25 protein-coding genes are annotated in these 26,171 nt (G+C 66.3%); 7 read left to right on the plus strand and 18 right to left on the minus strand.

All coding sequences use genetic code 11. The features are described from left to right. Positions 1–11 precede the first annotated feature (11 nt). The 5 genes from Sa4125_RS13545 to Sa4125_RS13565 form a co-directional block, all read right to left on the minus strand. Positions 12–812: an ABC transporter permease gene (locus Sa4125_RS13545; protein WP_223998578.1), complete on the minus strand. Its 801-nt coding sequence runs from the start codon at positions 810–812 to the stop codon at positions 12–14. Then, on the minus strand, positions 809–1,756 hold the full coding sequence (locus Sa4125_RS13550; protein ID WP_223998579.1) for an ABC transporter permease: 948 nt from the start codon (positions 1,754–1,756) through the stop codon (positions 809–811). Before Sa4125_RS13550 ends, Sa4125_RS13545 begins: the two co-directional genes overlap by 4 nt. Positions 1,757–1,818: 62 nt before the next feature. Further along, positions 1,819–2,931, minus strand: coding sequence for a PotD/PotF family extracellular solute-binding protein (locus tag Sa4125_RS13555; RefSeq protein ID WP_223998580.1), 1,113 nt, complete (start codon positions 2,929–2,931; stop codon positions 1,819–1,821). Positions 2,932–2,954: 23 nt separating this feature from the next. After that, complete coding sequence (locus Sa4125_RS13560; protein ID WP_223998581.1) at positions 2,955–4,073, minus strand: ABC transporter ATP-binding protein; 1,119 nt, start codon at positions 4,071–4,073, stop codon at positions 2,955–2,957. Positions 4,074–4,232: 159 nt separating this feature from the next. Further along, positions 4,233–5,009: a glucose 1-dehydrogenase gene (locus Sa4125_RS13565; RefSeq protein ID WP_223998582.1), complete on the minus strand. Its 777-nt coding sequence runs from the start codon at positions 5,007–5,009 to the stop codon at positions 4,233–4,235. Positions 5,010–5,352: 343 nt separating this feature from the next. Between Sa4125_RS13565 and Sa4125_RS13570 the strand changes: the two genes are divergently transcribed. From Sa4125_RS13570 to Sa4125_RS13600, 7 genes are all read left to right on the plus strand, one after another. Further along, positions 5,353–6,606 (plus strand): urea ABC transporter substrate-binding protein, encoded by a 1,254-nt coding sequence (locus tag Sa4125_RS13570; RefSeq protein ID WP_223998583.1) that lies wholly within the window; start codon positions 5,353–5,355, stop codon positions 6,604–6,606. A gap of 176 nt (positions 6,607–6,782) precedes the next feature. Further along, positions 6,783–8,432, plus strand: a complete 1,650-nt coding sequence (gene urtB / locus Sa4125_RS13575; RefSeq protein WP_223998584.1) for an urea ABC transporter permease subunit UrtB — start codon at positions 6,783–6,785, stop codon at positions 8,430–8,432. Beyond that, complete coding sequence (gene urtC / locus Sa4125_RS13580; protein WP_345944274.1) at positions 8,429–9,610, plus strand: urea ABC transporter permease subunit UrtC; 1,182 nt, start codon at positions 8,429–8,431, stop codon at positions 9,608–9,610. The genes urtB and urtC overlap by 4 nt, the downstream gene beginning before the upstream one ends. After that, positions 9,607–10,338, plus strand: a complete 732-nt coding sequence (locus Sa4125_RS13585; RefSeq protein WP_223998585.1) for an ATP-binding cassette domain-containing protein — start codon at positions 9,607–9,609, stop codon at positions 10,336–10,338. The genes urtC and Sa4125_RS13585 overlap by 4 nt, the downstream gene beginning before the upstream one ends. Positions 10,339–10,340: 2 nt before the next feature. Next, complete coding sequence (locus tag Sa4125_RS13590; protein WP_223998586.1) at positions 10,341–11,033, plus strand: ATP-binding cassette domain-containing protein; 693 nt, start codon at positions 10,341–10,343, stop codon at positions 11,031–11,033. Between the two features lie 27 nt (positions 11,034–11,060). Further along, entirely contained in the window at positions 11,061–11,999 is a 939-nt protein-coding gene (locus tag Sa4125_RS13595) for an acetamidase/formamidase family protein (protein ID WP_223998587.1), read from the plus strand. A gap of 103 nt (positions 12,000–12,102) precedes the next feature. After that, positions 12,103–12,498, plus strand: a complete 396-nt coding sequence (locus Sa4125_RS13600) for a transposase (RefSeq protein ID WP_223998588.1) — start codon at positions 12,103–12,105, stop codon at positions 12,496–12,498. A 135-nt stretch (positions 12,499–12,633) separates the two neighbouring features. Here Sa4125_RS13600 and Sa4125_RS13605 read toward each other — a convergent pair whose 3' ends face one another. The 13 genes from Sa4125_RS13605 to Sa4125_RS13665 form a co-directional block, all read right to left on the minus strand. Further along, entirely contained in the window at positions 12,634–13,551 is a 918-nt protein-coding gene (locus Sa4125_RS13605) for an acetamidase/formamidase family protein (protein ID WP_223998589.1), read from the minus strand. Between the two features lie 29 nt (positions 13,552–13,580). Beyond that, a complete protein-coding gene (locus Sa4125_RS13610; protein ID WP_223998590.1) occupies positions 13,581–14,456 on the minus strand; it encodes an ABC transporter permease in 876 nt (291 codons plus the stop codon). Next, on the minus strand, positions 14,453–15,268 hold the full coding sequence (locus tag Sa4125_RS13615) for an ABC transporter ATP-binding protein (RefSeq protein WP_223998591.1): 816 nt from the start codon (positions 15,266–15,268) through the stop codon (positions 14,453–14,455). Before Sa4125_RS13615 ends, Sa4125_RS13610 begins: the two co-directional genes overlap by 4 nt. After that, positions 15,268–16,278, minus strand: coding sequence for an ABC transporter substrate-binding protein (locus Sa4125_RS13620; RefSeq protein ID WP_223998592.1), 1,011 nt, complete (start codon positions 16,276–16,278; stop codon positions 15,268–15,270). The genes Sa4125_RS13615 and Sa4125_RS13620 overlap by 1 nt, the downstream gene beginning before the upstream one ends. Positions 16,279–16,768: 490 nt before the next feature. Beyond that, positions 16,769–17,068, minus strand: coding sequence for an antibiotic biosynthesis monooxygenase (locus Sa4125_RS13625; protein WP_223998593.1), 300 nt, complete (start codon positions 17,066–17,068; stop codon positions 16,769–16,771). Beyond that, positions 17,068–18,582, minus strand: coding sequence for an amidase (locus tag Sa4125_RS13630; protein ID WP_223998594.1), 1,515 nt, complete (start codon positions 18,580–18,582; stop codon positions 17,068–17,070). The genes Sa4125_RS13625 and Sa4125_RS13630 overlap by 1 nt, the downstream gene beginning before the upstream one ends. Positions 18,583–18,661: 79 nt before the next feature. Then, entirely contained in the window at positions 18,662–20,041 is a 1,380-nt protein-coding gene (locus Sa4125_RS13635; protein ID WP_223998595.1) for an amidase, read from the minus strand. Between the two features lie 104 nt (positions 20,042–20,145). Beyond that, positions 20,146–20,853 (minus strand): ATP-binding cassette domain-containing protein, encoded by a 708-nt coding sequence (locus Sa4125_RS13640; protein ID WP_223998596.1) that lies wholly within the window; start codon positions 20,851–20,853, stop codon positions 20,146–20,148. Beyond that, on the minus strand, positions 20,853–21,581 hold the full coding sequence (locus Sa4125_RS13645) for an ATP-binding cassette domain-containing protein (RefSeq protein WP_223998597.1): 729 nt from the start codon (positions 21,579–21,581) through the stop codon (positions 20,853–20,855). Before Sa4125_RS13645 ends, Sa4125_RS13640 begins: the two co-directional genes overlap by 1 nt. Further along, complete coding sequence (locus Sa4125_RS13650) at positions 21,581–22,639, minus strand: branched-chain amino acid ABC transporter permease (protein WP_223998598.1); 1,059 nt, start codon at positions 22,637–22,639, stop codon at positions 21,581–21,583. The genes Sa4125_RS13645 and Sa4125_RS13650 overlap by 1 nt, the downstream gene beginning before the upstream one ends. Then, the gene (locus Sa4125_RS13655) at positions 22,639–23,505 is read right to left on the minus strand and encodes a branched-chain amino acid ABC transporter permease (RefSeq protein WP_223998599.1); all 867 of its coding nucleotides are present in this window, start codon (positions 23,503–23,505) and stop codon (positions 22,639–22,641) included. Before Sa4125_RS13655 ends, Sa4125_RS13650 begins: the two co-directional genes overlap by 1 nt. Positions 23,506–23,608: 103 nt before the next feature. Beyond that, positions 23,609–24,847 (minus strand): ABC transporter substrate-binding protein, encoded by a 1,239-nt coding sequence (locus Sa4125_RS13660; protein ID WP_223998600.1) that lies wholly within the window; start codon positions 24,845–24,847, stop codon positions 23,609–23,611. A gap of 93 nt (positions 24,848–24,940) precedes the next feature. Further along, positions 24,941–25,978: a substrate-binding domain-containing protein gene (locus tag Sa4125_RS13665; RefSeq protein WP_223998601.1), complete on the minus strand. Its 1,038-nt coding sequence runs from the start codon at positions 25,976–25,978 to the stop codon at positions 24,941–24,943. Between the last annotated feature and the right edge of the window lie 193 nt (positions 25,979–26,171).

Below are 26,171 nucleotides of genomic sequence, written 5' to 3' on the forward strand. Positions count from 1 at the left end.
GGGAATGCCTGTCACTTGGATTTCAGGAAGATGTCGAGGCCGACCAGCCGGTCGAGCGCGAAGATCGCCGCGGCCGCGCAGGCGATGAACACCACGGAGATGGCGGCAAGGTCCGGGGTGATGATCGAGCGGATGGAATTGTAGATCTGCACCGGCAGCGTGACGATCCGCGCGTCGACGAGGAGCAGGCTGACCAGGAACTCGTTGAGCGCCAGGATGAACATCAGGAGAGATCCCGAAATCACGCCCGGCGTCACCGCCGGCAGCGTCACGAACAGAAAGGCCTGCAGCGGCGGCGCGCCGCAGCTCGCGGCGGCCAGTTCCAGGTCGGGAACGAGCGAGGCGGCGCTGGCGGTCACCGCCCAGATCATGAAGGGCAAGTTGATGACGCAGGCGGCCACGCCCACCGGCCAGAGCGAGCCGAGCACGCCCGCCTCGCCGAACACCAGCATCAGGCCGATGCCGGAGCCGATCAGCGGGATGGTGAAGGGCAGGAGCAGGTAGATCTGCAGCGCCTGGCCGAAGCGCACGCGGTATTTCACCAGCGCAAGGCCGGCGAGCGTGCCGACCGGGATGGCCAAGGCCGTGCAGATCACCGCGACCTGCAGCGAGCGGAGGAACGCCTGGCGAAGGTCGCTCGCCGCGAACACCTTGGCGTACCACTTCAGCGAAAACCCGTCGGGCGGGAAGGTGATGAGGTTTCCGGAGGTGAATGAGGCGCCGAGCACGACCAGCGTCGGCGCCGACAGGATCAGCAGCGCCAGGACGACGAAACCGTTGATCGTCCACGTCTTGCTGCGCGGCGTGCTCAACGCTTGGCTCCGAGCGCCAGCGTGCCGGCGCCGAACAGGGCGAACACGGCGCCTACGAGAGCCGAGCCGACGAGGACGAGCAGCACCGTCAGCGTCGCGCCCATGCCCTGGTCGGAGGTGCGGAAGAACTGGTCGTAGATCGCATTGGCGATGAAATCCTGACCACCGCCGCCGAGAATGGCGGGAATGGCGAAGTCGGTCAGCGACAGCGTCAACACCACGAGCCCGGCGCCGATGAAGCCCGGCCGCGCCATGGGGATGACGACATGGCTGAACACCTTGACCCAGCTCGCGCCGAGCGAGCCGGCGGCGGCCTCGATCTCCTCGGGGATCGCGGTCAGCGCAGGGGCGAGCATCAGCACGGCGAAGGGCAGCATGTACTGCACCAGGCCGAACAGGACGGCCCAGTAGTTGAACAACAGCCGGATCGGGCCGATCCCGAACAGGCCGAGGAATTCGTTGGCCAGACCCTGGTTGCCGAGGATGATCAGCCAGCCATAGGCGCGCACCACCTGTCCGATGAAGAAGGGCAGAAACAGCGCGATCAGCAGGAATTTTCGCAGGCCCTTGGAAGGCGTGCGGACCATCAGATAGGCATAGGGGAAGGCGAGGACCAGCGTCACCACCGTGACCAGGAGGGCGCCGCCGAGGCTGCGAAGCGCAACGGTGAAGAACAGCGGCTCGGAAACGGCGCGGGCATAGTTGGCGAGTGACCAGTCTTCGGACGGCAGGAAGGTGGACGTATCGAGCGTGCGCAGGCTGAGGTCGGCGATCTCGACGAGGCCGAGGACGAGCAGGCCGACCAGCAGCACCGCCGGCAGCAGCATCAGGTACGGCAGTCCCGGTGCGAAGGAGCGCGGCCAGACCGCGCCGGCCGCGGCCTCGAGAGCATCGAGGACGCGCCAGGACAACGGATAGGCGCGGCGGGCGGGACGAAGCGGCATGCAGGTTTCCGGTCGGGATAAGGGGGACCCGCCGCCGGTGGCGACAGGTCCCGGGCGAAGGATCAGCCCTGCATGATCGCCTTGAACTTGCCGAACCAGTCGCTCTCGTTCTCCACCTGGATCTTCGACGAGATGCGGATGAGGTTCTCGAAATCCTCAGGCTTCGTCGGGTAGGACGCGTCGCCGACGAGATCGGCCGGCGGCGTCAGGCCCGGCACGACGCCGGGCAGACCGAGACCGTCGAGCCAGACCTGCTGGGCCTCCTTGGTGATCGCGTGGTTGATGTACTGCTTGGCCCAGTACAGCTCGTTCTCCGGCAGGCCCTTCGGGATCCACAGCCCGTCGGTGTCGAATTTCGCCCCCTCCTCCGGTACGACCCAGGCGACGTTGATGCCGTTCTTCTTGGCCTCGCGGGCATTGGTCGAGATCGTGCAGGCGAGATCGATCTCGCCGTTCTGGAACCAGGTGGTGAAGTCAGGATCCTCGCCGAGTAGCGGCTGCTGCTCCTTGATCTTGGCGATGAAGTCCCAGGCCGGCTGCATGTTGCCGGGAATGTCCTCGAGCGTGCCGCCGCCGGCGACCTGGGCCGGGAAGTGGAAGCCGATGCCGTCATTGTAGAGCGCGATGCGGCCCTTGAACTTCGGGTCGAGCATCGCCTTCCAGGACGTGGGCGGGCCGTCCGGAAAGGCTTCGGGACGGTAGGCGAGGACGTAGACATAGCCATAGGTGTTGACGATCGGGAAACCGTCGAGACCCACGGGCTTGGCCAGATCGGTGACGTCCTTCAGGTTCGGCAGATCCGACAGGTCCTCGGTGACGCCGCGCAGCGCCGACTTGGTGGCATTGGTGGTGGTGTCCCAGTTGATGTGAATCGGCGGCACGCGCTTCTGCGCCACGGCCGCCCAGACCTTCGGCTGGATCTCGTTGTCCTCGGTGAGGTCGTGCCGGACGGCGATGCCGGTCGCCTTGGTGAACGAGTCGGAGACACCGGCCTTCAGGGCGTCCACCCAGCTGCCACCCCAGGCGCGCACGATGATCTCCGTCGGCTTTTCCGGCTCCTGCGCAAAGGCACGGCCGAGGCCAAGCGCCGAGGCTCCGGCGAAGGAGCCCAGCGCGGCGGAGCCGGCGAGGAAGCGGCGGCGGGAGAGTTCGATCAGTCTATTGCCATCGGCCATGCGGGTCTCCTTGGGTTGGGGTTTCAGGTTGGGTAGACGAGAAGATCGCGGGCGTTCCAGCCAAGCGCGACCGTGCTGCCGGCCGGCCGCGGGGCATGGCCTGCGGGATCGTGGTCGAAGACGCTGAGCGTAAGGCCACCGAATGCCGGTACCGCGACCTGGTAGACGACCCGCTCGCCCTCGAAGATCATGTCCTCGACCGTGCCGGTGATCCGGATTTCGAGCCCGGCGAGGCTTTCGGCGTTTGGCGCGATGCGGATCTGCTCGGCGCGCAGCGCCCCGACCACGGCAGCGCCGACGGCCGGTGTGGGCGCCTTGCCTGCCGCCTGGCCGGACACCATCATGTCGCCGATGCGCAGGGCCACCGAATCCGGCGTCAGGGCCTCGACGCGCGCGTCCAGCCTGTTGGTGACGCCGATGAAATCGGCGACGAAGGCCGTCGCGGGTTGGCGGTAGGTGACGGTCGGCTCCGCCATCTGCTGGATGCGGCCCTTGTCCATGACGATCACCTCGTCGGAGACGACGAGCGCCTCGCGCTGGTCGTGCGTCACGTTGATGGTGGTGACGCCGAGTTCCCGCTGGATGCGGCGAAATTCCAGCTGCGTCTCCTCGCGCAGCTTGCGGTCGAGGGCCGCCAGCGGCTCGTCGAGCAGGAGCAGGTCCGGCTCGAAAACCAGCGCCCGGGCGATGGCGACACGTTGCTGCTGGCCGCCCGAGAGCTCGTGGATCCGCCGGTCGCCATAGCCGCCGAGTTGCACGAGATCGAGATAGCGCCCCACCCGCGCCGGGATTTCGCGCGCATCGAAACGGCGCATTTTCAAGGGAAAGGCGACGTTCTCGGCAGCGGTAAGGTGCGGGAACAGCGCCAGCTTCTGGAACACCATGCCGATCGAGCGCTTGTGCGGCGGCTCGGCCGAAACCTGCCGGCCGTTGATCGCGATTTCTCCGGAAGTCGGCGCCTGGAAGCCGGCGATCATCCGCAGCAGCGTGGTCTTGCCGGAGCCGGACGGGCCGAGGATGGTGAGGAACCGACCGCGGCGCAGCTCGAACGAGGCGTCGGCCACGGCATGCTGACCGTTGTAGACCATGTCGACATGGCGCACTGACACGGCGATTTCAGCGTGCTTGTCCGAAATGGCCATTCACAACGCCTGCGCTTCGTCCGGCCGACAGGGCCGAGACACCTAGACAAGTCTATACAGGTTCGGTTCGCTGCATCAAGACGAGGCAGGCGCGGAAATGACGCAGATCACGGCAAGGGCGTTCCATGGGTCACCCGCCGGTCGGCGGCTTCGCCGCCCTCAGATCGAGGCCAGCAGGCCGCCATCGACCGTCAGGCACTGCCCCGTGACATAGCCCGACGCTGCCGAGGCGAGGAACACCGCGACGTCGCCGAGATCATCCATCCGGCCGAAGCGGCCCATCGGGATCTTCGCCCGCATGCCCGTTTCCCAGGCCTCGTCGGCATAGAACCCATCCGTCATCGCGGTCCGGAAATAGCCGGGGGCGATCGCGTTGACGCGGATGCCGAGCGGCGCCCATTCGGCGGCGAGCGCCCGCGTCATGCCGAGAAGGCCCGTCTTCGACGCGCCATAGGGTACCGCCGTCGGAATGCCGACGAAGGAGGTCACCGAGCAGAGATTGAGGATGCTGCCGCCGCCGCCCTTCGCCATCAGCCGCCCCGCGCCCTGGGCGACGAAGAACGCGCCCTTCAGGTTGGTGTCGACGATCTTGTCCCACAGCGCCTCGTCGACCTCGAGAGACGGCCGCACCTCCTCGGTTCCGGCATTGTTGACGAGAATGTCGAGCCTGCCGAAACCGGCCTCGATCGCGGCGAAGGCGGCGGGCATGGCAGCGACATCGGTGACGTCGAGCGCCAGCGGCAAGCCGCGCCGGCCGGCCGCCTCGATCGCCGCCACCGTCGCGGCAAGGTCTCCGGCGTCGCGCGCGGTGGCCGTCACGTCCGCGCCGGCCTTGGCGAGCGCCACCGCGATCGCCGCGCCGATGCCGCGGCTGGCGCCGGTGACGAGCGCCACGCGGCCGGTGAGATCGAAGGCTGTGGGCAAGCAATCATTCATCGAGAGGGTCCTGGCTGCGGATCGCCGGCCGGACGATAACCGCATCGTCCGGCGTTTGACGAGCGACGCGATCGTCTAGCCGAGCGACCATACCACCCTCAATCCTTGGCGACAGCCGAGACACCGGAAGACGTGGCAGGTCACCGAAAGCACCGCGCCGGGCTCTGCGGCAGAGCGCAGGACATGTACTGGCGTGGTCTTTCTGGCAAAATTGCCGCAAGTCCCCGACACGCACATCGACTGACCACTTCTTGCGCATGCATGCTAAAACTTTGATCTTGCAGGTTTTATTCTTAGAGATAAGCTTGGCCCATAGTCGACAGAGACAAGGTCAGGTGGCTCGATGAACAAGTTTTCGCGGCGTAGTTTCCTTCGCACCAGCGGTCTGGTGGCGGCCGGGATCACCGGATCCTTGGCCATGCCGGGGCTCATCCGCCCCTCGCTCGCCCAGAACGGCTCGGTCAAGCTCGGCTGCCTGTTCTCGTCCTCGGGGACGATGGCAAACATCGAGGGCCGCCTGAACGACGTCGTGAAGATGGCGGCGGCCGAGCTGAACGCCGCGGGCGGCGTCCTCGGCAAGACCGTCGAGGTGATCGTCTCCGATCCCGCCTCCGACTGGCCGCTCTACGCCCAGACCGGCCGGCAGATGCTGCAGCAGGAGAAGGTCGCGGCCCTGTTCGGCTGCTGGACCTCGGTGTCGCGCAAATCCGTCCTGCCCGTCGTCGAGCAGGACGACGGCCTCCTGTTCTATCCCCTGCATTTCGAGGGCGACGAGAATTCCAAAAACGTCGTCTACGTCAACTCGCCGCCGGCAAGCTCGGTACTGCCGGCCGTCGACTATCTGATGAGCGAGGACGGCGTCAGCGCCAAGCGCTTCTTCCTGCTCGGCTCCGACTATGTCTGGCCGCGCACGATCAACAAGCAGCTGAAGGGCTACTTCGCCTCCAAGGGCATCGAGCCGGCCGCGATCCGCGAGGAGTACGTCCCCTTCGGCTTCTCCAACTTCCAGACCCTCGTCAACCAGATCCGAGAATTCGCCGACGGGACGGGCGGCCAGCCCGTGGTCATCCTGACGACGGTCGGCAATTCCATTCCCGACTTCTTCCGCGAATTCGCCAACCAGGGCATCCTCGCGACCGACGTGCCGGTGCTCGGTCTCGACGCGCTGGAGGCCGATTTCGAGGGCCTCGACACCGCGGCGCTCGTTGGCCACCTCAATTGCTGGGCGTATCTGCAGGCCGTTGAAGCGCCGGAGAACGACAAGTTCAAGGCCGACTGGGCCGCCTATGTCGGCGCCAACAACGTGCCCTACCGGCCCGACGTCGTCATCGACCCGATGGTCTCGGCCTATGATTCCGTGAAGCTCTGGGCCATGGCCGCCGAGAAGGCAGGCAATTTCGACGTGCCGGAAGTTCGCAGCGCTTTTGCCGGCATCGGCTTCAAGGACCCGTCCGGCTATGACATCGCGATGACGGCGGACAACAACTATGTCAGCCGCGGCGTCTTCATCGGGTCGCTGAATGCCCAGCAGTCCTTCGACATCCTCTGGCAGTCCGAAGGCACGCCGAAGCCCGAGCCGTTCAGCACCTTCGGCTGAAGAAGGCTTTGCGAGGCGCTTGCCCGCCAGGGCGTCTCCTCCACCTCGGGCCTCCCGGAAGCATGAGCCAGCCGGACGGTCCAAGCGGGTCGCGAAGGCCGTTGGTCGCCGGCAACGCAGCGCGCGGATATCGCAGCAGGCACAACGCATCCCCTCGGGGGTGCCGGAGACAGCGATTGCAGAAATTCCTCGACCGATGGGGCCGTCTCGCGGCAGCCGTCTTCCTCATCGCCGTCGCCGGATTTTCCGGAGCCGCCCGCGCCCAAGGCACCGATGCGGCGGCGCTGGATCGACCCGGTTTCGTCGCCGGCCTCTGCGGTGGCGCGGGGCCGATGGCGCAGGCCATCGCTGGCGGCCTCGAAAGCCTTGCCGCCGCGTCGCCGGAAGATGTGACCTGGATGGCCGGCATCGTCGCGGCACTCGGCGCGCGGCAGTTGCGCTGCGTTGAGCCCGGTGGGCTCATCCTCACGGCCGGGGCCGCGACCGACGCCGTCACCGGAGCGACAGTCTCCCCCCCAGGATCGCCGCGCACGCCGGTCCTGAACCTCCGTAGCCGTGGGGCGGTCGAGAATCTCGAGGCCGCGCTGACGCTTCTCAGCTCCAGAGACGCGCCCAGCCGCCAGCGCGCCCTCGCGCTCCTGTCGCGTCGGCCGGACGCGGTCCCGCCCACCGTCTTCGCGCGCGCCACGGACCTTGCGGCGACGACGGCAGAGCGGGACGCCATCGCCGAACTGTCGGTGATCGCCGCGCTTTCCTCGCCCGACATGCCGGCGCGGCTGGCGGCCATCGCCGGCCTTGCCGCAGAGCCCAACCGCCGCACGCTGCTGCGTCTCGAAACCCTGCGCGAGGACCCGGCCTACGGCACCGACACGGCCTTCCGCGACACGGTCGACGCGGCGATCGCCGACAGCAGCTTCTGGGTCAAGCTGAGCTCGGTGCTGTCGGTCGCCTATAACGGCATCAGCTATGCCAGCATCCTCTTCATCGCCGCGCTCGGCCTCGCCGTCATCTTCGGCCTGATGGGGGTCATCAACCTCGCCCAGGGCGAATTCATCATGCTCGGCGCCTACACCGCCTTCATGGTGCAGGAGGGTGTCCGCAGCGTCGCTCCGGGGCTGATCGACTTCTACCTCATCATCGCCGTGCCCTTCGTCTTCCTCGTCACCGCCCTCCTCGGCATTCTCGTGGAGGCGACGATCGTGCGCCATCTCTACCGGCGGCCGCTGATGACGCTGCTGGCCACCTGGGCGGTCTCGCTCTTCCTGATCAATCTCGTGCGCGTCACCTTCGGCACGCAGAACCTGCAGTTCGTCACGCCCTCCTATGTCACGGGCGGCTTCACGCTCGTCGGCGATTTCATCGTCACCTACAACCGGCTGTTTGCGATCGTCTTTGCCGCCGCAGTGCTGGCGCTCGCCTGGTTCGTGCTGCAGCGGACGGGCCTTGGCCTCAACATCCGAACCGTCACGCAGAACCGCGACATGGCCGGCTGCATCGGCATCCCGACCCGCCGCGTCGACCGGCTCGCCTTCGGCCTCGGCTCGGGCCTTGCGGGCCTCGCCGGCCTCGCGCTGGCGCCGATCTACAACGTCAATCCGCTGATGGGGACGAACTTCATCATCGAGAGCTTCATGGTCGTCGTCCTCGGCGGCGTCGGGACGATCGGCGGCACCCTCATCGCCTCGCTCGGCATCGGCCAGATCAACGTGATGATCGAGCCGCTCTACGGCGCGGTGGCGGCCAAGGTGATCGTGCTTCTCCTCATCATCGCCTTCATCCAGTGGCGGCCCGAGGGCCTGTTCCCGGCGCCGGGGCGTCGCAAGTGAGCGCCGCGACCACACCGGCCGGCGCCCTCCCCGCCTCGCCCGGCCTCGTCCGCCGCTTCGGCGGCGATGGCGGTTTCAGGACCGTCACCGCCCTCGTCGCCGCCGGGCTGGCCGCGATCCTCGTCTTCGGCGGAGCCCTCGCCGGCGGACCGCTCGGCCTGTCGCCCTATCTCGTCAACCTCGTCGGCCAGCTCGCCGCCTTCGCGCTGCTCGCTTTGGCGCTCGACCTGATCTGGGGCTTTGCCGGCATTCTCAGCCTCGGCCACGGCCTCTACTTCGCCATCGGCGGCTACATCGCCGCCATGCATCTCCTGAAGCACGGCTTCGCGGTCAGCGGGGTCGTGCCCGACTTCATGCAGTTCATGGGCTGGAGCGAGTTTCCCGCCTTCTGGTGGGGTCTCGAGAGCTTTCCCTATGCGCTCCTCCTCGTCGTCCTCGTCTCCGGTACCGTCGCCTTCCTGTTCGGCTACGTCTCCTTCCGCTCCAAGGTCGGCGGCGTCTATTTCGCCATCATCACCCAGGCGCTCGTCTACGTCGCCATGCTGCTGATGTTCCGGAACGACACGGGTTTTGGCGGCAACAACGGCATGACCGGGTTTTCCGTGATCTTCGGATTTCCCGTCGGCTCCGCGGGCCTCACCGTCGGCCTCACGGCGGCATCGCTGGCGGTCCTCCTGACGGCCCTCCTCGGACTGCGCTGGCTGATGACGGGGCGCTACGGCCGGCTTGTCCTCGCCTGCCGCGACGACGAAGTGCGGCTGCGCACGCTCGGCTACCGCACGCTGTGGCTGAAACTCTCGGTGTGGTGCCTGTCCGCCGTCCTCGCGGCCGTCGCCGGCATGCTCTACGTCCCGCAGGTCGGCATCATCAACCCGCGGCTCCTCTCGCCGGAGCTGTCGATCGAAATCGCCGTCTGGGTCGCCATCGGCGGCCGGGGCTATCTCACCGGCGCGGTGCTCGGCGCGATCTTCGTCAACGCCCTGAAGTTCTGGCTGGCGACGCGCGCGCCCGAGCTCTGGCCCTTCATCCTGTCCGGGCTGGTCGTCCTTGTCGTCCTCCTTCTGCCGAACGGCTTTTCGGACGCCGGTCGCGAAATCTCGCGCCTCGGGGATCGCCGCGGCCGGGGCCGGACGCTGGAGTCACTTCGGCGAACCCTCCTCCGGGAGCGAGGCGCATGAGCGGCGCGGCCATCGTGGTCGACGGGCTGGTCGTGCAGTTCGGCGCCTTCCGCGCCATCGACCAGCTCTCCCTCGTGATCAACTATGGCGAGGTTCAGTCGGTGATCGGCCCGAACGGCGCCGGCAAGACGACGCTCCTCGACGTCATCTCCGGCGTGACGCGCGCCGCCGCCGGAACGGTGACGCTCGACGGCGGAACCGAACTGACGACGGCGTCCGAGGCGGACATCGCAGGCGCGGGGATTCGCCGGAAATTCCAGAAGCCGAGCGTCTTCGAGGCGCTGACGGTTCGCGAAAACGTCGCCATCGGCCGGGCCGCGGGCTTCTGGCTGCTGGACCGGCGAAAGGCGAGCGATGCCGCCGCCGTCGCCGCGACGCTGTCGGCCGTCGGCCTCCTGGACCGCGCCGACGACAAGGCCGGGGGGCTCTCCCACGGCGAAAAGCAATGGCTGGAGATCGCGATGGTGCTGGCGTCGGAGCCGAAAGTGCTCCTCCTCGACGAGCCGGTCGCCGGCCTCAGCGACGAGGAGCGCGCCCGCACGGCCGATCTCGTGCGCTCCCTGCGCTCGCCCCGCCGCGCCATCGTCGTCGTCGAGCACGACATGGGTTTCGTCGAAAAGATCGCCGACCGCGTCACCGTGATGCACGAGGGCCGCTCGCTTTACGAGGGGCCGATGGAAGGCGCCCGCCGCGACGAGCGCGTCATCGACGTCTATCTCGGGCGCTGACGATGAGGCTGGAAATCAAGGGCCTCGACCAGCACTATGGCAGCGCCCAGGCGCTGCGCGGCATCGAGCTGACGGTGGAGAGCGGCGAATGCGTCGCGCTTCTCGGGCGCAACGGCGCGGGCAAGACGACGATCCTGAAATGCCTGATGGGGCTTCTTCAGCCGAGCGCCGGGACCATCCTTCTCGACGGCACCGACATCACGCGCTGGCCGAACTTCAAGCGCTCGCGCGCCGGCATCGGCTACGTCCCGCAGGGGCGCGAGATCTTTCGTGAGCTGACGGTGCGCGAGAACGTCCTCGCCGCCGCCCGCGCGCACGGCCATGACCAGGACGGCACGATCGAGGAAGTGCTGGCCTCCTTCCCGATCCTCACCGAGTTCTGGAAGCGCACCGGCGGCCAGCTCTCGGGCGGCCAGCAGCAGCAGCTCGCCTTCGCCCGGGCGCTCGTCACGCGGCCAAGACTTCTCGTCCTCGACGAGCCGACGGAAGGCATCCAGCCCTCGATCGTCAAGGTCATCGGCGACGTCATCGCCCGCCTCAGGGGCGACATCACCGTCCTTCTCGTCGAGCAATATGTCGACTTCGCCCTCGGCCTCGCCGATGCCGCCGTCACCATCGAGCGGGGGCGCGCCAGTGCCCGCGTCCCGAAATCGGACTTCGCGGCAAAGGACCTGTCGCGCTTCGTCACGGTCTGATCCCTTCCCATCCCCGGAGAAACCTGCATGCCACAAAGCCACGAAATCCCCGCCAGCCACGAATTCATGGTCTGGGGCTATGTCGACGCGACGACCAAGCCCGTCCTCGAAATCGCCTCGGGCGACATCGTCACCCTCCATTCCTTCCCGGCGGGCGGCGCCGACATCCTGCCCGCCAACCGCGAGATGGTGCCGCCGGCCTATCTCGAAGCGCTGGAGAAGATGACGCAGGGGCCCGGTCCACATTTCCTGACCGGCCCGGTCTACGTAAAGGGCGCTGCCCCCGGTGATGTCCTCCAGATCGACATCCTCGACGTCGGCGTGACCATGGACTGGGGTTTCGTCGCCATCCTGCCGCTGCTCGGTACGCTGCCGGAGGCTTTCACCGAATACGAGACCGTCCACCCCGTCATCGATCATGAGCGCCAGGTCTGCATCATGCCCTGGGGGACGGAGATTCCGCTCGATCCCTTCTTCGGCATCATGTCCGTCGCCCCGCCCCCGGCCTGGGGCCGCTGCGGCTCGCCCGTGCCGCGCGCCTTCGGCGGCAACATGGACAACAAGGAGCTGCGGCCGGGGACGACGCTGTATCTCCCCGTCTTCAATGAGGGCGCGCTGTTCTATGCCGGCGACGGCCATGGCGTGCAGGGCGACGGCGAGGTCTGCATCACGGCGCTCGAGACCGGCGTCAGCGGCACGTTCCGGCTGACGGTGCGCAAGGATCTGGACTTCGACCGACCCTTCGCCGAAAGCGCGACGCATCTCATCTCGATCGGGCTGAACGAGGATCTCGACGATGCCGCCAAGGAGGCGGTGGCGGAGATGGTCAAGCATGTCTGCGCGCGAACGAAGCTGACGCGCAACCAGGCCTACATGCTGATCTCGCTCGCCGGAAACCTGCGCGTCACCCAGCTCGTCGACGGCAACAAGGGTATCCACATGATGCTCGACAAACGCTTTCTCTGACGCCGACCGCATCACCCCGAGGGCAAGCGTCCGGCATGGCGCTTGCATGGCGGCGGGCGGGGCAGGTCTATCCGCCCCGCCTCACCGACCTTGGAGGTTTCTGATGAGACGTTCCAACCATACCGATGCGGAAATCGTGTCGCTTCTGAAGGAGGCCGAAGCCGGGGTCCCGATCGAGGAGATCTGCGCCACCGCCTATATCTCGACGCGGACCTTCTACCGCTGGCGCAAGCAGCTCGGCGGTCTCCAGCCCGACGCGCTCCGCCGTCTGCGGACGCTTGAGCAGGAAAATCAGCATCTCCGCGTGTTGATCGGCCACCTCAAGGCGGTCAACCCCGGCGGCGTCTGGAGCGGCTGGGCCGGGGGCAGCAAGGCCACGCGCAGCGAATGCGGCCTCGGCACCCCGCTGAAAGACGCGCCCCTCGTCTCGGCCGGCCGGCATGCCGGCTCGGGCGCCTCGTCCGGCCGCTTCGCCAGCCTGCGCGCCGGCCGCTGCTGAAATGCAGCCTGCGCCGCCTGGAAACGAGGCAGGCGGCGCCTTTCCGTGCTGCCCTGTCCCCGGCCGAGCCTGCGTCTCTCGCCGCCAGTACCGAAAAATGGGGCCGACCGCCGCTTGCGGTCAGCCGCCGACGCGTCAGAACGCCGCCAGGATCTCCTTCGAGACCTTGCAGATGTAGGTGTATTTGGGATTGACCACCTGGGTGCAGCGCGCCTCGGCGATCTGACCGAGCAGCATGTAACCCTCTGCGGCGGGAATGGCGTAGCTTTCCTCCATCCAGTAGACCATTTCCTCGAACGCGATCCGCATCGCGTCCTCCAGCGGCCGGGCGCAGCCGACGGTGCAGATGTGCGTCGGCGTCTCGATCCGCGGCCAGGTGAGGCGCCCGGGCGCGGGCGACAGCTGGACGCGGACGGTCAGGACCGCAGCGATTTCGATCGCCCCCATGCCGTTCGCCTCGCCATCGCCCTGGATCGCATGGCAGTCGCCGAGGAAAAGATGGGCACCCTCGTGGTGCACTTTCAGCATCACCGAATTGCCGGTGGTAACCTCCTGCACATCGAGATTGCCGCCATGCGTGCCATTGTCCACGGTCAGCACCGATCCGTGCACCGGCGCGACGCCGATGACGCCGATCATCGGCCGGATCGGCAGCTTGACCCTGTCGTTCCAGTGCACGACGCCGTCCGTGACGGAGACGACGCGGGTCTGCATGCCGAATTCCTTCTGGCGCACCCAGTCGGGAAACATGCCGATGCCCGGCCAGAGCGCGGTGAAGCCGATCGTGTCGAGTTCCATGCCGAGGATTTCGACCGTCAGCATGTCGCCGGGCCTGGCGCCCCTCACCTCGATCGGCCCCGTGGCCCCGTTGACGAAGGGCAAGGTCACGTCCTCCGGCGTCAGCTGCTGGCCGACGAAGCGGATGACGCCGTCATTGATATTGATCGCGCACTGCACCGTCACCGTCTCGCCGGGATCGATGGCCGCGATGAACGGGTCGTTGCCCGAGAGGGCGTATTTGATGTTGCCGGCCTTGGAAACGAGCGTGGACATGGACTGCTACTCCAGAGGGAACAAGGGCCTCAGCGGGTTTTCTGCCAAGGTTTCAGAAGACGTTCCAACCGGCCAACGAGCCATGTCAGAACCAGAGCGAGGGTGATCGTGGCGACGAGGGCGGCAAAGACCTTCGGAATCACGTAAAGCGACCCGGCCTTGAAGATCGCGTGGCCGAGCCCCTCCGAGGACGACATGAATTCGCCGATGATCGCCCCGATGAGCGCGAAACCGACGGTGAGCTTCAGCCCGGCAAAGATGTCGTTCAGCGAAGAGGGAACGACGAGTTTGGTGAAGATCTGCGACTTTCGGGCCCCCAGAGTGCGCAGGAGGTTCACCTGGTCCGGATCGACGCTCATCGCGCCCTTGTAGGAGGTGACGAGCGCCACCACGACGACCGACAGCGTCGACATGGCCACCTTGGAGGTGAGCCCGGTCCCGAACCAGATGATCACCATGGGCGCCAGCGCGATGATCGGGATGGAGCCGAGAGCGACGACAAAAGGTTGGACGACCCGCGACAGAAAACGCGAATACCAGAGCGATAGGCCCATCAGCGTTCCCAGGATATTGCCGAGTCCGAAGCCGAGAAGAGTCTCGAGGCCGGTGACGTAGGTGTCGCGCCAGAGACTGCCGTCACCGGCCATCTGCACGAGGAAGGTGAAGATCGCGCTGGGCGAGCCGAACAGGAACGCCGTCTGGCGGCTCAGCGACGTGACATATTCCCAGGCGCCGACGAAGACGACGAGGATGCCGATCTGGCAGGCGAGAACGAGCGCGCTTTCCCGCCGCCGCCGGGCGCGGGCCTCTCCCCGCCGCGCGGCAGCGCCAGCGCCGGATAGCGTGGTTCCCGTCTCGCCGGAAGCGACCGCCGCAGCGGCGGGAATGTCCGACAGGCCGCTCATCGCGCCACCACGTCGAGATCGCCCCAGATGGCGCGGACATAGTCGGTAAAACCCTTGGCCTGCCGGGCCGCCATCATGTCGGTCCGGTCGCCATCGAGGATGATGTCGTAGACCGTCTTCACCCGCGTCGGGCGCTGGGAGAGGACGATGACCCGGTCGGAGATCGAGACGGCTTCCTCGATGTCGTGGGTAATGCACAGCATGGCGCGCTCCTGGTTGCGCACGAGACGCACGGTGTCGCCCTCGATCAGGAGTTTGGTCTGGAAATCGAGAGCCGCGAAGGGTTCGTCGAGGAGGAGAACGTCGGGATCGTTGACGAAGGTGCGGGCAAGAGCCACGCGCTGGCGCATGCCGCCGGAGAACGTGCCGGGATAGCTGTCGGCAAAGCCGTGCAGGCCAAGCTGATCGAGAAGCACGCGGGCCTTGTCGCGCTCGGCCATGCCCACCTTGCCGCGAATTTCCAGCCCGAGCGTGACGTTGGCCAGCGCCGTCCGCCAGGGCAGGAGCAGGTCCTTCTGCAGCATGTAGCCGGCGCGGGCCGGCATGCCGGTCAGCGTCTCGCCGTACCAGGCCACGCTGCCGGCCGACGGCGGGGTCAGTCCGCAGAGGACGTTGAGGAGGGTCGTCTTTCCGCAGCCGGACGGTCCGACGATGCTGACGATCTCGCCGGCCTTCAGCGTGAAGGTCAGGTCGGCGATGACCGGGATCTCGCTCTCGCCGTCGTCGTAGGACTTGGCAAGACCCCGGGCCACCAGCGGCGGCGCCGACGAGGCAACGACAGGCACGTCGCCGACCAGCGCCGCCGCCCGCATCAGCCCTTCACCGCAGCGACGGCCTTTTCGGCGAAGCTGTTGTCGATGATCTCGGCAAAGGGCACCGTCCCCTTGATGTTCTTGAGGTAGACCTGCATGTCCATCAGGTTCTTCCACTGGTCTTCCTGGACGACGACGGTCTCGGCCGGGATCTTGTATTCAAGCTGGGCGTCGATCGCGGCATCGACCACGGCAGGCGGCAGGTCGGGAAACTCCTTGCGCGCGACCTCCTTGGCGAAGGCAGGGTCGGCATAGGTCTTGCGCGAGGCTTCCTCGAAGGCCGTGACCAGCGCCTGGACCATCTCCGGGTCCTTCTCGATCGTCTCCGGCAGCACCATGATGCCGGTATTGCAGAACGGCCCGACATAGCTCGAGAAGTCGAAGACGACCTTGGCGCCCTGATCAACGGCGGACGCGACGCTCGGCTGATAGGCGATGGCCATGTCCGCCTGCCCGGCCAGCATCGCGGCGATCTCCGTGCCCGGCGAGACCTGGAGGATCGTCGTATCGGTGCCGACGACGAGGCCGGCATTCTCCAGCATGCGCTTGGCGACGGAATAGTTCGTGTTCGGCTCGGGCGAGGTGACGATGGTCAGGCCCTTGAAGGCCTTGGGATCGGTGATCGGCTCGAGATTCTTCGACACGCCGAAATAGTGCGCCCGCTGAACGACGGTGCCGACAACGACACCCGGTCCGCCCGCCTCGCGCGACATCTGCGCCATCGTCGCGTCGCCGATCGCGAAGTCGGCCGAGCCGCCGAGGACCGCCGCGAAGGTCTGCGTGTCGCCGCCGGCGGCCGAGACGTTCATCTTCAGCCCGTGCTTCTCGAAGATCCCGGAATGAATCCCGACATAGAGGTTGATGTAACCGAGATTGTGCACCGCCTCACTGAAGTTGACCTCCTTCAGTTCCTGCGCCGAACTGGGAACCGGCGCGGTGACGACCAGCGCAAGACCGGCTGCACAGAGGGCGCGCGCCGCGCGTCCCTTGAAAGTCTCCATCAGCGTCATCTGAATGCTCCTGTCCTTGGCACGGTCGCGCCCGGAGGCGCCTCGCCGCGTCGATCACCGCGACTGGCCGCACGCCCATCATGGAACGCGAGCCGTCGCGATAAGCAATGCAAATGCGATGCCAGATTTGAGATTTGAATCGACATGAGACAGAAAACGGCACGACACCCCCTGGGAGAGAAGATCTCCCGCAATAATTCAGGCTCGCATCCGCGTCTGGATCCGTCATCAAGACAGTCAGAAAACAGTTCGTATTCTGCCGAACGGCTTCAGCAAGGCACTTGTTGCTTTTTCGATCAATCATTTCGAGGAGTGGCAACTTTGACATTATGTGCCTCGATCCTGGCGAAGGAAGGCGGAACGCCGGCGCTGCCAGTTCATGGCGATCCTCTCCGAAGGCTCGATATGCGGCCTCGCCGTGGACGATCCGGCCGGCCAGGCGAGGTCGACCATCATCCTGTCCGCCTTCGGGCACCTGCCTGGTGCCGGATCACGCCTTGGCCGAGATTTCCTTCGCCGTGACGAGGACGACGTCGCCGTCGAGAATGGGTTTTGCAAGGGCGAAGAAGGCGGCGACGGTGTCGGAGCCGTTGTGCCGGTCCATCGCCGCCTGGTCGGCGAAGCGCTCATAGGTGGTGAAGAGGCAGGGATCGCCGAGGTCCTGGCTGACGAAGAAGCCGGTCGTCTCCGGCTCGTTGGCGGCGACGTGGGCGGCCACGGTGAGGAGGCCGCCGCGCATGACCTCCTCCTCCCCCGGCTTGACGCGGATGATGGCGGAGATCGTCAGCATCAGAAGTTCTTCCAGTCGCCATCGGCCTCGAAGGCAGCGGCGGCCTGGTAGATCGTGCTCTCGTCGTAATCCTTCGCCGTCAGCATCAGGCCGACCGGCAGACCGTCCGAGAGGCCGCAAGGGATCGACATCGAGGGATGGCCGGTGACGTCGAACTGGCAGGTGGCGCCGATCATCTCGAACGCGCGCATGACGACCTCCTCCAGCGGGGCGTCCTTTTCCGGAAGCTTCGAGGCGACGATCGGCAGGGTCGGCATCAGCAGCAGGTCGTATCCGGCGAAGACCGCGTCATAGGCCGCCTTCATTGCCCGGGCCAGATTCTGCGCCTTGGCGTAGTAGCGGCCCCGATAATGCGTGAGCCCCCACTGCCCGACCAGCATCGACAGCTTCAGCGTCTTCGACAGGTCGTCGGCGCGGTCGCGCCAGGCCGAATGCGCGTCGATCAGGCCGACATCGTACTGGCCCTTCCAGTTGAAGCCCATGCCGTTGCCGTGCATCATCTGCTGCACCAGGCCTTCGAGGCCGATCGGCTGCCAGACGGCAGCCGTCAGCGGGTGCTCGGGGATCGAGATCTCCTCGACCGTCGCGCCCATCGCTCGAAATCTTTCGGCGCCCGCGCGTACCTTGTCGGCGACCGCAGGGTCCATGTTGGCGATGGTGAAGCCCTCCGTCACAACCGCGATCTTCAGGCCCTTGGGACCCTTCCCCAGCGCCTCGGTATAGGCCGAGACCTTCGGCGCGTACTGGCGTGGGTCGAGCCCGTCGGCGCCGGCCAGCACCTCGAGCAGCAGCGCATTGTCGGCGACACTGGCGGTCATCGGGCCGGTATGATCGATGGTGGATTCGATCGGCATCACGCCGGTATAGGGCACGAGGCCATGCGTGGCCTTCATCCCGTAGATGCCGCAGAACGAGGCAGGGATACGGATCGAGCCACCCTGGTCGCCGCCGATCGCCATGTCGACCTCGCCCGCCGCAACGAGCGCGCCGCTGCCCGAGGACGAGCCGCCGGCGGAGTATCCCATGCGATGCGGGTTGTGAACCGGTCCCGGATCGGAGGTGTGGCTGCCGCCCGAAAGACAGAACTGCTCGCAGACGGCCTTGCCGAGGATCGTTGCGCCGGCGTCCAGCATACGCGTCACGATGGTCGCGTCCACGGTCGGCACGAAGCCCTCCAGCGTCGAGGCGCCGTTCATCATCGGCACGCCGGCAAGGGAGATGTTGTCCTTCAGCGCCACGGTCTTGCCGGTGAGCTTGCCCTTGGCAGCGCCCTTCACCTCGCTCTTGTAGTACCAGGCATTGTACTTGTTCTCCTCGCCGACAGGGCGATAGCCGGGCGTGCGGGGATAGGCGACCTTGGCGACGTTGTCCGGCATGGCGTCGACGACGTCATAGGCATCGAAGTTCGCCTGCATCAGCGCAAGGTAGCTCTCGGCCTCCTCGGTGCTGAAGGTCAGGCCGAGATCGGCGGCGATTTCCAGGACCTGTTCGGTCGAGGGACGGGTGATGGCCATCTTGTTTCCTTACTGGCTGACGGGAATGTCTGAAGCTGCGGAGTTGTGAGGCGGGGCCGGCCTCGAGGGTGCGGCGGGTTCAGTCGGCCGGGTGGCGGAGGTGCCATTCGCTCACCCGCTGGAAGGCGGAGGCTGCCTGGCACAGCATGGCCTCCGACAGATGCGGGCCACAGAGCTGCATCGCGATCGGCAGGCCATTGCTGTCGAAGCCCGCCGGGAAGGTGATCGTCGGGCCGCCGGTGAGGTCCGCCGGAATGGTGAAGCGCAGGTACGGGCTGAAATCCTCGGCCGCCATCGCGCGCCACTCGGTCATCGTCGGTAGGAGCGTCGGGATGGTCGGCATCAGGACCAGATCGACGCTGGAAAAGAGCAGGCCGACCTTGGCGGAGAATTCGACACGCGAGATGTTGGCGCCCGCCATGTCGACGGCGGTCTTCGACTGGCCGAGCTCGATGAAGTCGGACAGGACAGTGCCGTAATCGGCCTTGCGCGACGGATGGGTTTCGCGATGTGCCCAGGCGGCCTCGGCGGCGCAGAGGAGGTTCCAGTTCTCGACCGCGAGGCGCCATTCGGGGAACTCGATCGGGACGAGGACGGCGCCGAGATCGGCCAGCGCTTTGGCCGTGGCTTCGAAGGCCGCGACGACTTCGCCGGCAATTCCGTCGGTCGCAAAGGCATGCGGGATGCCGATCCGAAGGCCGCTGATCCCCTTTTCGCAAAAGGAAAGATAGTCGGGGACGGCAGCGCGCAGCGCCGTCGGATCATGGGGGTCCTGCCCGGCGATGGCCGACAGCATGATCGCCGCATCCGCGGCGGAACGCGTCATCGGGCCGATGTGGTCGAGCGTGTCGCCGAGCGCGAAGACGCCGTAGCGGCTGACGCGACCCCAGGTCGGCTTCAGGCCGGTCAGGCCGTTCGCTGCCGACGGCAGGCGGATCGAGCCGCCGGTATCCGAGCCGAGGGTCCCGTAGGCGAGGCCCTTCGCAATCGACACGCCCGATCCCGATGACGACGCACCGGGAAAGCGATCGGCGCCCCAGGGATTGATCGGCGCCTCGACGTCGGGATGATGGTCGGCAAAGGCCTGCTCGGTCGTCTTCAGCTTGCCGAGCACGATCGCGCCGGCATTCTCCAGACGCTCGGTGACGGTCGCGCTGTAGGTCGGCTGGAAATCCTGGTTGATGCGCGTTCCGCCCGTCGTCCTGGCGAAGTCGGTGAAGATGATGTCCTTCAGCGCGATCGGGACGCCGTGCAGGGGGCCGCGCCAGAGTCCCCTGGCGATCTCGGCTTCCGCGACCTTCGCCTTGTCGCGCGCCCGCTCGGCGGTCACGGTGACGTAGCTCTTGCTCGCCCCATCCACCGCCTCGATTCGCGCCAGCATATGGTCGGTGACGTCGACGGGCGACACCGCGCCGCGGCGAAGCTCTTCCGAGAGGGCCGTGATCGATTTGAAGTGCATGGACGATACTCCGAAAACGCGGGGCAAGGGTCGGCATTCCCCCAAAGGAGGGGTCGATGGTCGATTGCGCTGGGATCGTGGCCCGGGAGGAGCCGGTGAGAGGCTTAAGCCATGCTCATGCCGACATGGCTGGCGATGGCCTCGCTGTCCTCCAGGTCGGCGGCGGAAATCTCGCCGGTGATGCGACCCTTCTGGATGGTCAGAACGCGGTCGGAGAGCGAGGTGATGAAGTCGAGATTCTGCTCGACCAGGATCATGGTGATGTCCCAGCGCGCCTTGAGGCCGAGCAGCGTTTCGATGATCTCCTCGATGATCGAGGGCTGGATGCCCTCGGTCGGCTCGTCGAGCAGGATGATGCGCGGCTTGGTGCAGAGGCAGCGCGCCAGCGCCAGCAACTGCTGCTCTCCGCCCGAGAGCGCGCCGCCGCGCCGATCGAGCAGCCGCACGAGCCGTGGGAAGTCGGCGAGCACGGCGTCGATGACGCTAAGGTCTTCCTTCTTCGCGCTGGCAAGCCCCATGCGCAGATTCTCCTGCACGGTGAGCGCCGGAAAGATCTCGCGGCCCTGCGGCACGATGCCGACACCCATGCGCGAGCGCTCGTGCACGGGCTTGCGGGTGATATCGGTGCCGTCGAGCGTCACCGTTCCGCCGGTGGCGGGCAGGTAGCCCATCAGCGTCTTCATCAGCGTGGTCTTGCCCATGCCATTGTGGCCGAGGATGCCGAGATACTCGCCCTGCCTGAGGTCGAGGCTGACGCCGGTGAGGATGGGAACGCGGCCGTAATTGGCCCTGAGGTCTTTGACGGTAAGCATCAGGCGGCGACCTTCTTGCCGAGATAGACGTCGCGCACGCGAGGATCGCGCATCACCGTGTCGATCGGCGCTTCCATCATGATCTCGCCCTGGTGGAAGACGGTGACGGTGCGGGCGATCATCTTGATGAACTGCATGTCGTGCTCGACGACGATCAGCGCCCTTGTGAGGTTGATCTCCTTGATGATCTCGGCGGTGCGCACGGTCTCATCGTCGGTCATGCCGGCGGCGGGCTCGTCGAGCAGGATCAGCTCGGGATCGGCGGCGAGCACGGTGCCGATCTCCACCCATTGCCGCTGGCCATGCGACAGCTGACCGACGATGGCATCCTGGCGCCCAGTCATGCGGATCTTCTCCAGCACCTCGTCGACGAGGCCCTTGATCCGGCGCGGGGTCGCGCGCCGGCGGGCGCCCATCCAGATGTTCTCGCGCACGGTCAGGCCGTTGAAGACGTTCGGCACCTGCGTCTTGATGCCGACGCCGAGGCGGGCGATCTCATGCGAGGCGGCGCCGGCGATCGGCTTGCCGCGAAAGGCGATGGAGCCGCTCGTCGGCGTCAGCTGGCCGGTCAGCATCTTGAAGAAGGTGCTCTTGCCGGCGCCATTCGGGCCGATCAAGCAGCGCAGCTCCATCTCGCCGAGGGTGAAGTTCACGTCGTTGTTGGCCACCACGCCGCCGAAGCGCATCGTGAGGTTCTTCGTCTGCAGCAACGGGACGAGTTCGGTCATCACTCGGCTCCTACCGGGCTGGCATCGAGGCGGGTCGGTTCCGCCGCGGAGCGCCGGCTGCGGTCGCCGACGAAGCGGCCGGCCTTTGTCAGGAGATTGCTGAAGGTCGGGACAAGGCCCTGCGGCAGCAGCAGCACGAAGGCGATGAGGATGGCACCGAGCACGAGGTTCGAATTGAACGCCTGCTGCGAGCCGATCTGGGCGACGATGTACTGGATGATGAAGCAGCCGATGACCGGGCCCAGCAGCGTGCCGAGACCGCCGACGGTGATCCAGATGATGATCTCGGCCGACAGCGACAGGCTGAAGATGGTCGGCCCGACGAAGGCGCCCCAGTTGACGTAGAGCGCGCCGCCGAGACCCGCCACCGCGCCGCCGATGACGAAGGCGCAGAGTTTGATGAGGCGCGGATCGTAGCCGAGCAGCGAGGCGCGCACCTCGTTCTCCTTGACGGCGACGACGACGCGTCCGAAGGGGCTGGCGAGAATGATGCGCAGGAGCACGTAGACGAGGATCAGCGCCCCGGCCGTGACGTACCAGGCCTGGTCGATGTCGAGGATTGTGGATGGGTCGAAGGGCATGTTGAAGGTCGGGACGGAGGGAATGCCGTTGAAGCCGCCGAGCCGGGCGGTGCCGATCGTGTATTCGTCGCCGGCGGTGGAGTTGACGAGGTTGAACAGGATCAGCGTCACCGTGAGCGTAATGACGCCGAGATAGACGTCGCTGATCCGGCCGTAGAAGACGAAATAGCCGAGCGCCGCGGAAAAGAGCGCCGGCACGAGGATCGCGAGGCCAATCGCACTGGTGGAGTCGCCGGTGTTGATCGCCGTGATGGCATAGGCATAGGCGCCGAGGCCGAAGAAGGCGGTCTGGCCGAAGCAGAGGATCCCGCCAAAGCCCCAGATGAAGCCGAGACTGAGGGCGAGAACGCCCATCGACGCGAACAGTGTCAGCTGCATCAGGTCGAACATCTCCATGACCTTCGGCAGGATCATCACGGTGGCGATCGCGGCGACGAGGGCGAGAAGCTGAAGGCCGTTCTTGAGGGTTGAGGGCATCAGAGGCTCCCCTTGTAGAAGCGGCCGGAAATGCCTGTCGGCAGAAGGCGGATGAGCAGGATGGCGGACAGAAAGAGGATCACCTCGCCATAGACCGGCGTGGTGAAATAGGCGCCGAGCTGGTTGATGGTGCCGAACAGGCCGGCGGCCGAGGCGGTGCCCGAGAGGATCGCCGCCCCGCCGCCGACGACGGAGATGAAGGCTTTTGCGACATAGGCCGAGCCCATGGTCGGCACGATGCCGGAGATCGGCGCCAGCAGGCCGCCGGCAAGGCCGGTCAGACCCGCACCGATGGCAAATGTCGCCATGTAGACGCGCGCCGGGGCGATGCCGAGCGCCGCCGCCATCTGCGGGTTCTGCATCGTCGCGCGGGCGATAAGGCCGAAGCGGGTGTAGCGCATCACCACATAGATCAGCGCCATGACGACCAGCGCCATCAAGGCGAGGAACAGCGTGTAGTAGCTCGACCGGTAGGCACCGATGGCAAAGCCACCGAGCGGCGTCGGCACGCCATTGATGGTGTTGCCGAAGATCGTCGTTACGATGCCGATGATGAGAAGGCTGAGGCCCCAGGTGGCGAGCATGGTGTCGACCAGCCGGCCATAGAGGAACTGGATCAGGCAACGCTCGATGACGAGGCCGACAAGGCCGACGAAGACGGGAGAGATGACCAGCATGGCGAACCAGATGTTCACGCCGGCATTGGTCGAGATCACCGTCGCATAGGCGCCGAGCATGACGAACTCGCCATGCGCCAGGTTGATGATCCGCATCATGCCGAAGATGATCGCCAATCCGAGGCAGAGCAGAAGAAGCGAGGCCGCGCCGCTGACGACATCGAGCGCAAGGATGACCGCAAGTTCCATGGCATATTCCAGCTAGGCGTGGGCGCGGCAGCCGATGCCGGGTGCAGCGATCCTGAGAGCGGAAGCGACGGGCCGGGAAGCCCGCCGCCGAAGGCGGGCCCGATCAGACGTCGATGACGTACTGCTTGTTGTCGGTCGGATTCTTGACAAGGTCGCAGACGCCCGCCGTATCGAGCGGCTTGGCTTCCGGGAACGTCTCCAGCACCGACCACTTCCGCTCCTTGACCTCGGCGAGATAGGCGTTGCGCGTGGTGTGATGGGTGGCATGGTCGAGCACGACCTTGCCGCTCGGTCCCTCGAAGGTGATGCCGCTCTCCAGTGCCTCGATCACCGCCATGCGGTCGATGACGCCGGCCTTCTTGACGGCCTCGACCCAGAGATAGAACCCCTCATAGGTCCCCGCCGCGAGCTCGGCGATGTAAGGAAGATCGGGCGTCTTCGCCCTGAGCTTGCCGACGAAATCGGTGCTGGCGGGTGTGGTGAGCTCCTCGAAATAGCCATAGGCGCCCAGAATGCCCTCGCTCTCGCTGGCATCGAGCGTCGACGGCTCGTTGACGAGGCCGAAAGTCGTCGAGGCGATCGGGATCTGGCTCTTCATGCCGGCCGATGTCCACTGCCGGTAGAACGAGGTGTGATTGCCGCCGACGAGCGCCGACAGGATGAGATCGGGCTTGGCCGCCTGGATCTTGGAGATGGTCGGGCCGAAATTGGTGACGTCGAGCGGGAAGAAGTCGACCGACAGCACCTCGCCGCCATTGTCCTTGACGTATTTCGCCATCCATTTCGAGGTGATCTGGCCGTAATTGTAGTCGGCAGCGATGATGTAGACCTTCTTGCCGCTCTTCCCCATCGCGTAGGGAACCAGCTTTTCCACCGTCTGGGCCGGCGTCGTGCCGGTGCAGAAGGTGTTGCGGTCGCAAACGCCGCCCTCGTAGAGCGTGTTGTAGAAATAGAGCACCTTGAAGCGGTCGAAGGTCGGACGCACCGCCTCGCGCGAGGCCGAGGTGATGCCGCCGTGCACGACCGCGACCTTGTCCTTCACCGCCAGCTGTTGAGCGTATTGCGAATACATCTGGATGTTCGACTGGGTGTCGTAGTGCACGAGTTGCAGCGGCCGGCCGAGCAGCCCCCCGGCGGCGTTCACCTCCTCGATCCCGAGATTGAGGGCCGCCACCATCGGGACACCGGACGCGGCGATCGGCCCGGACTGATCGTGCAGGCTGCCCACCAGGATCGGATCATCGGCGCCATAAGCATGGCGCGAGATTAGTGCCGGGGCGGCGAGAATGGTGACCGAGCCAGCGATCGAGCTGCGGAGAAACTGGCGGCGTGAATAGCTCATGGCACAACCCTTTGAAACACGGCCTCATGCCGCCCAGATAGTTGAAATCATAATATTTGAAATTGCAAATAGTTTTTTTGCAGTGCACTGGGACTATTGCGGGCCCATGATCCTGACGTCACAGCCCTCAACCCGGGCGAAATGAATGGGGTGCCTGGCGCCCGCCACGGGCTGCCTGTCGACGCCGCGGGCCGTGCTGGCCTGGAAGGTGCGGCGCATCCGGCGCCGGATGTCTGAAACGTCGAAGGCGCCTGCGGCCTGCACCAGGCCGGCGAGACAGTGGATGCCCTCGTAGCATGACTGCCCGAAGGCGTTGGCCGGCGGCGGACAGTCGCCGAACAGACCGTGATAGCGCTCGAGAAAACCGCCATTGTTGTGCGAACGGATGCTCGAGAAATAGGCGGACGAGAGGAAGAGATTCTCGGTGGCATCTTCACCGAGCCCGTAGAGCACCGTCTCGTCGATCGCCGAGCAGAACCGCAGGACCCGCGCCGCAAGCCCCGCCTCGGCAAAGGCGCGGTTGAAGCTGATCGCCCCCGCCCCGAGAAAGTACGGCAGGACGACATCGGCGCCGGACACCCTGATCGCATCGAAGATGCGGTCGTAGTCGGCAAAGCCGAAGGGCAGCAGCATTTCGCCGACGACCGTGCCGCCATGCGCGCGGATGATGGGCTTTGCCGTTCTGAACGTCCCGCGCGGCCAGACATAATCGTCGCCGACGAGAAAGAAGCGACGGGCGCCGAGCGCCTGGGAGAGATGGGCAATGCCGGGCACGAGCAGATCGTCGGAGGTCTCGCCGACCGTCAGGCAGTCGGGATCGTCGCCTTCGAACTGCGGCGTATAGACGAAGGGAATCCTCCCGCCGATCGCCTGGACGATGGCCCGGCGGGCATAGCTCGGGATCATGCCGACGATGGCGTCCACACCATCGATCTCCAGCGCGGAGGTCGCGGCAGCGGCGGCGCTCCGCGCGGTGGGCCCGGCGTCGACCACGGCGAGCCTGACCTCGCGGCCGAAAAGACCGCCGGTCCCGTTGAGCTCGTGAACGGCGAGCGTCGCGCAGGCCTCGGCCGACGGCGCCCAGATGCCGGGCGGGCCTTCCTGCGGAATGAGCAAGCCGATGGTGACCACGCCAGCCTCCCGTCTTCCCTTTCGGCCCACCACCGCAGCCTGGCTGCGCTTATCCGGGTCGACGTCCTGACACTTGTCGCGGCGCGACCGAGTGACAAAGCAATCGCGGGTGCCGATGCAGGTGGCGTGCCAATTCCCAGGGCGCCTGACAGCCGGCCGATCCCACTGCCGTCGGCTCATCAGATCATCCCTC

Origin of the sequence: Aureimonas sp. SA4125, assembly GCF_019973775.1 — a bacterium.
In the GTDB taxonomy this organism is placed as follows: domain Bacteria; phylum Pseudomonadota; class Alphaproteobacteria; order Rhizobiales; family Rhizobiaceae; genus Plantimonas.

What these genes read in the sequence shown, in the direction of transcription:
- Sa4125_RS13550 (WP_223998579.1), bottom strand. Translation starts at nt 1,756, where the DNA reads ATGCCGCTTCGTCCCGCCCGCCGCGCCTATCCGTTGTCCTGGCGCGTC.
- Sa4125_RS13555 (WP_223998580.1), bottom strand. Translation starts at nt 2,931, where the DNA reads ATGGCCGATGGCAATAGACTGATCGAACTCTCCCGCCGCCGCTTCCTC.
- Sa4125_RS13560 (WP_223998581.1), bottom strand. Translation starts at nt 4,073, where the DNA reads ATGGCCATTTCGGACAAGCACGCTGAAATCGCCGTGTCAGTGCGCCAT.
- Sa4125_RS13565 (WP_223998582.1), bottom strand. Translation starts at nt 5,009, where the DNA reads ATGAATGATTGCTTGCCCACAGCCTTCGATCTCACCGGCCGCGTGGCG.
- Sa4125_RS13570 (WP_223998583.1), top strand. Translation starts at nt 5,353, where the DNA reads ATGAACAAGTTTTCGCGGCGTAGTTTCCTTCGCACCAGCGGTCTGGTG.
- Sa4125_RS13585 (WP_223998585.1), top strand. Translation starts at nt 9,607, where the DNA reads ATGAGCGGCGCGGCCATCGTGGTCGACGGGCTGGTCGTGCAGTTCGGC.
- Sa4125_RS13590 (WP_223998586.1), top strand. Translation starts at nt 10,341, where the DNA reads ATGAGGCTGGAAATCAAGGGCCTCGACCAGCACTATGGCAGCGCCCAG.
- Sa4125_RS13595 (WP_223998587.1), top strand. Translation starts at nt 11,061, where the DNA reads ATGCCACAAAGCCACGAAATCCCCGCCAGCCACGAATTCATGGTCTGG.
- Sa4125_RS13600 (WP_223998588.1), top strand. Translation starts at nt 12,103, where the DNA reads ATGAGACGTTCCAACCATACCGATGCGGAAATCGTGTCGCTTCTGAAG.
- Sa4125_RS13605 (WP_223998589.1), bottom strand. Translation starts at nt 13,551, where the DNA reads ATGTCCACGCTCGTTTCCAAGGCCGGCAACATCAAATACGCCCTCTCG.
- Sa4125_RS13610 (WP_223998590.1), bottom strand. Translation starts at nt 14,456, where the DNA reads ATGAGCGGCCTGTCGGACATTCCCGCCGCTGCGGCGGTCGCTTCCGGC.
- Sa4125_RS13615 (WP_223998591.1), bottom strand. Translation starts at nt 15,268, where the DNA reads ATGCGGGCGGCGGCGCTGGTCGGCGACGTGCCTGTCGTTGCCTCGTCG.
- Sa4125_RS13620 (WP_223998592.1), bottom strand. Translation starts at nt 16,278, where the DNA reads ATGACGCTGATGGAGACTTTCAAGGGACGCGCGGCGCGCGCCCTCTGT.
- Sa4125_RS13625 (WP_223998593.1), bottom strand. Translation starts at nt 17,068, where the DNA reads ATGCTGACGATCTCCGCCATCATCCGCGTCAAGCCGGGGGAGGAGGAG.
- Sa4125_RS13630 (WP_223998594.1), bottom strand. Translation starts at nt 18,582, where the DNA reads ATGGCCATCACCCGTCCCTCGACCGAACAGGTCCTGGAAATCGCCGCC.
- Sa4125_RS13635 (WP_223998595.1), bottom strand. Translation starts at nt 20,041, where the DNA reads ATGCACTTCAAATCGATCACGGCCCTCTCGGAAGAGCTTCGCCGCGGC.
- Sa4125_RS13640 (WP_223998596.1), bottom strand. Translation starts at nt 20,853, where the DNA reads ATGCTTACCGTCAAAGACCTCAGGGCCAATTACGGCCGCGTTCCCATC.
- Sa4125_RS13645 (WP_223998597.1), bottom strand. Translation starts at nt 21,581, where the DNA reads ATGACCGAACTCGTCCCGTTGCTGCAGACGAAGAACCTCACGATGCGC.
- Sa4125_RS13650 (WP_223998598.1), bottom strand. Translation starts at nt 22,639, where the DNA reads ATGCCCTCAACCCTCAAGAACGGCCTTCAGCTTCTCGCCCTCGTCGCC.
- Sa4125_RS13655 (WP_223998599.1), bottom strand. Translation starts at nt 23,505, where the DNA reads ATGGAACTTGCGGTCATCCTTGCGCTCGATGTCGTCAGCGGCGCGGCC.
- Sa4125_RS13660 (WP_223998600.1), bottom strand. Translation starts at nt 24,847, where the DNA reads ATGAGCTATTCACGCCGCCAGTTTCTCCGCAGCTCGATCGCTGGCTCG.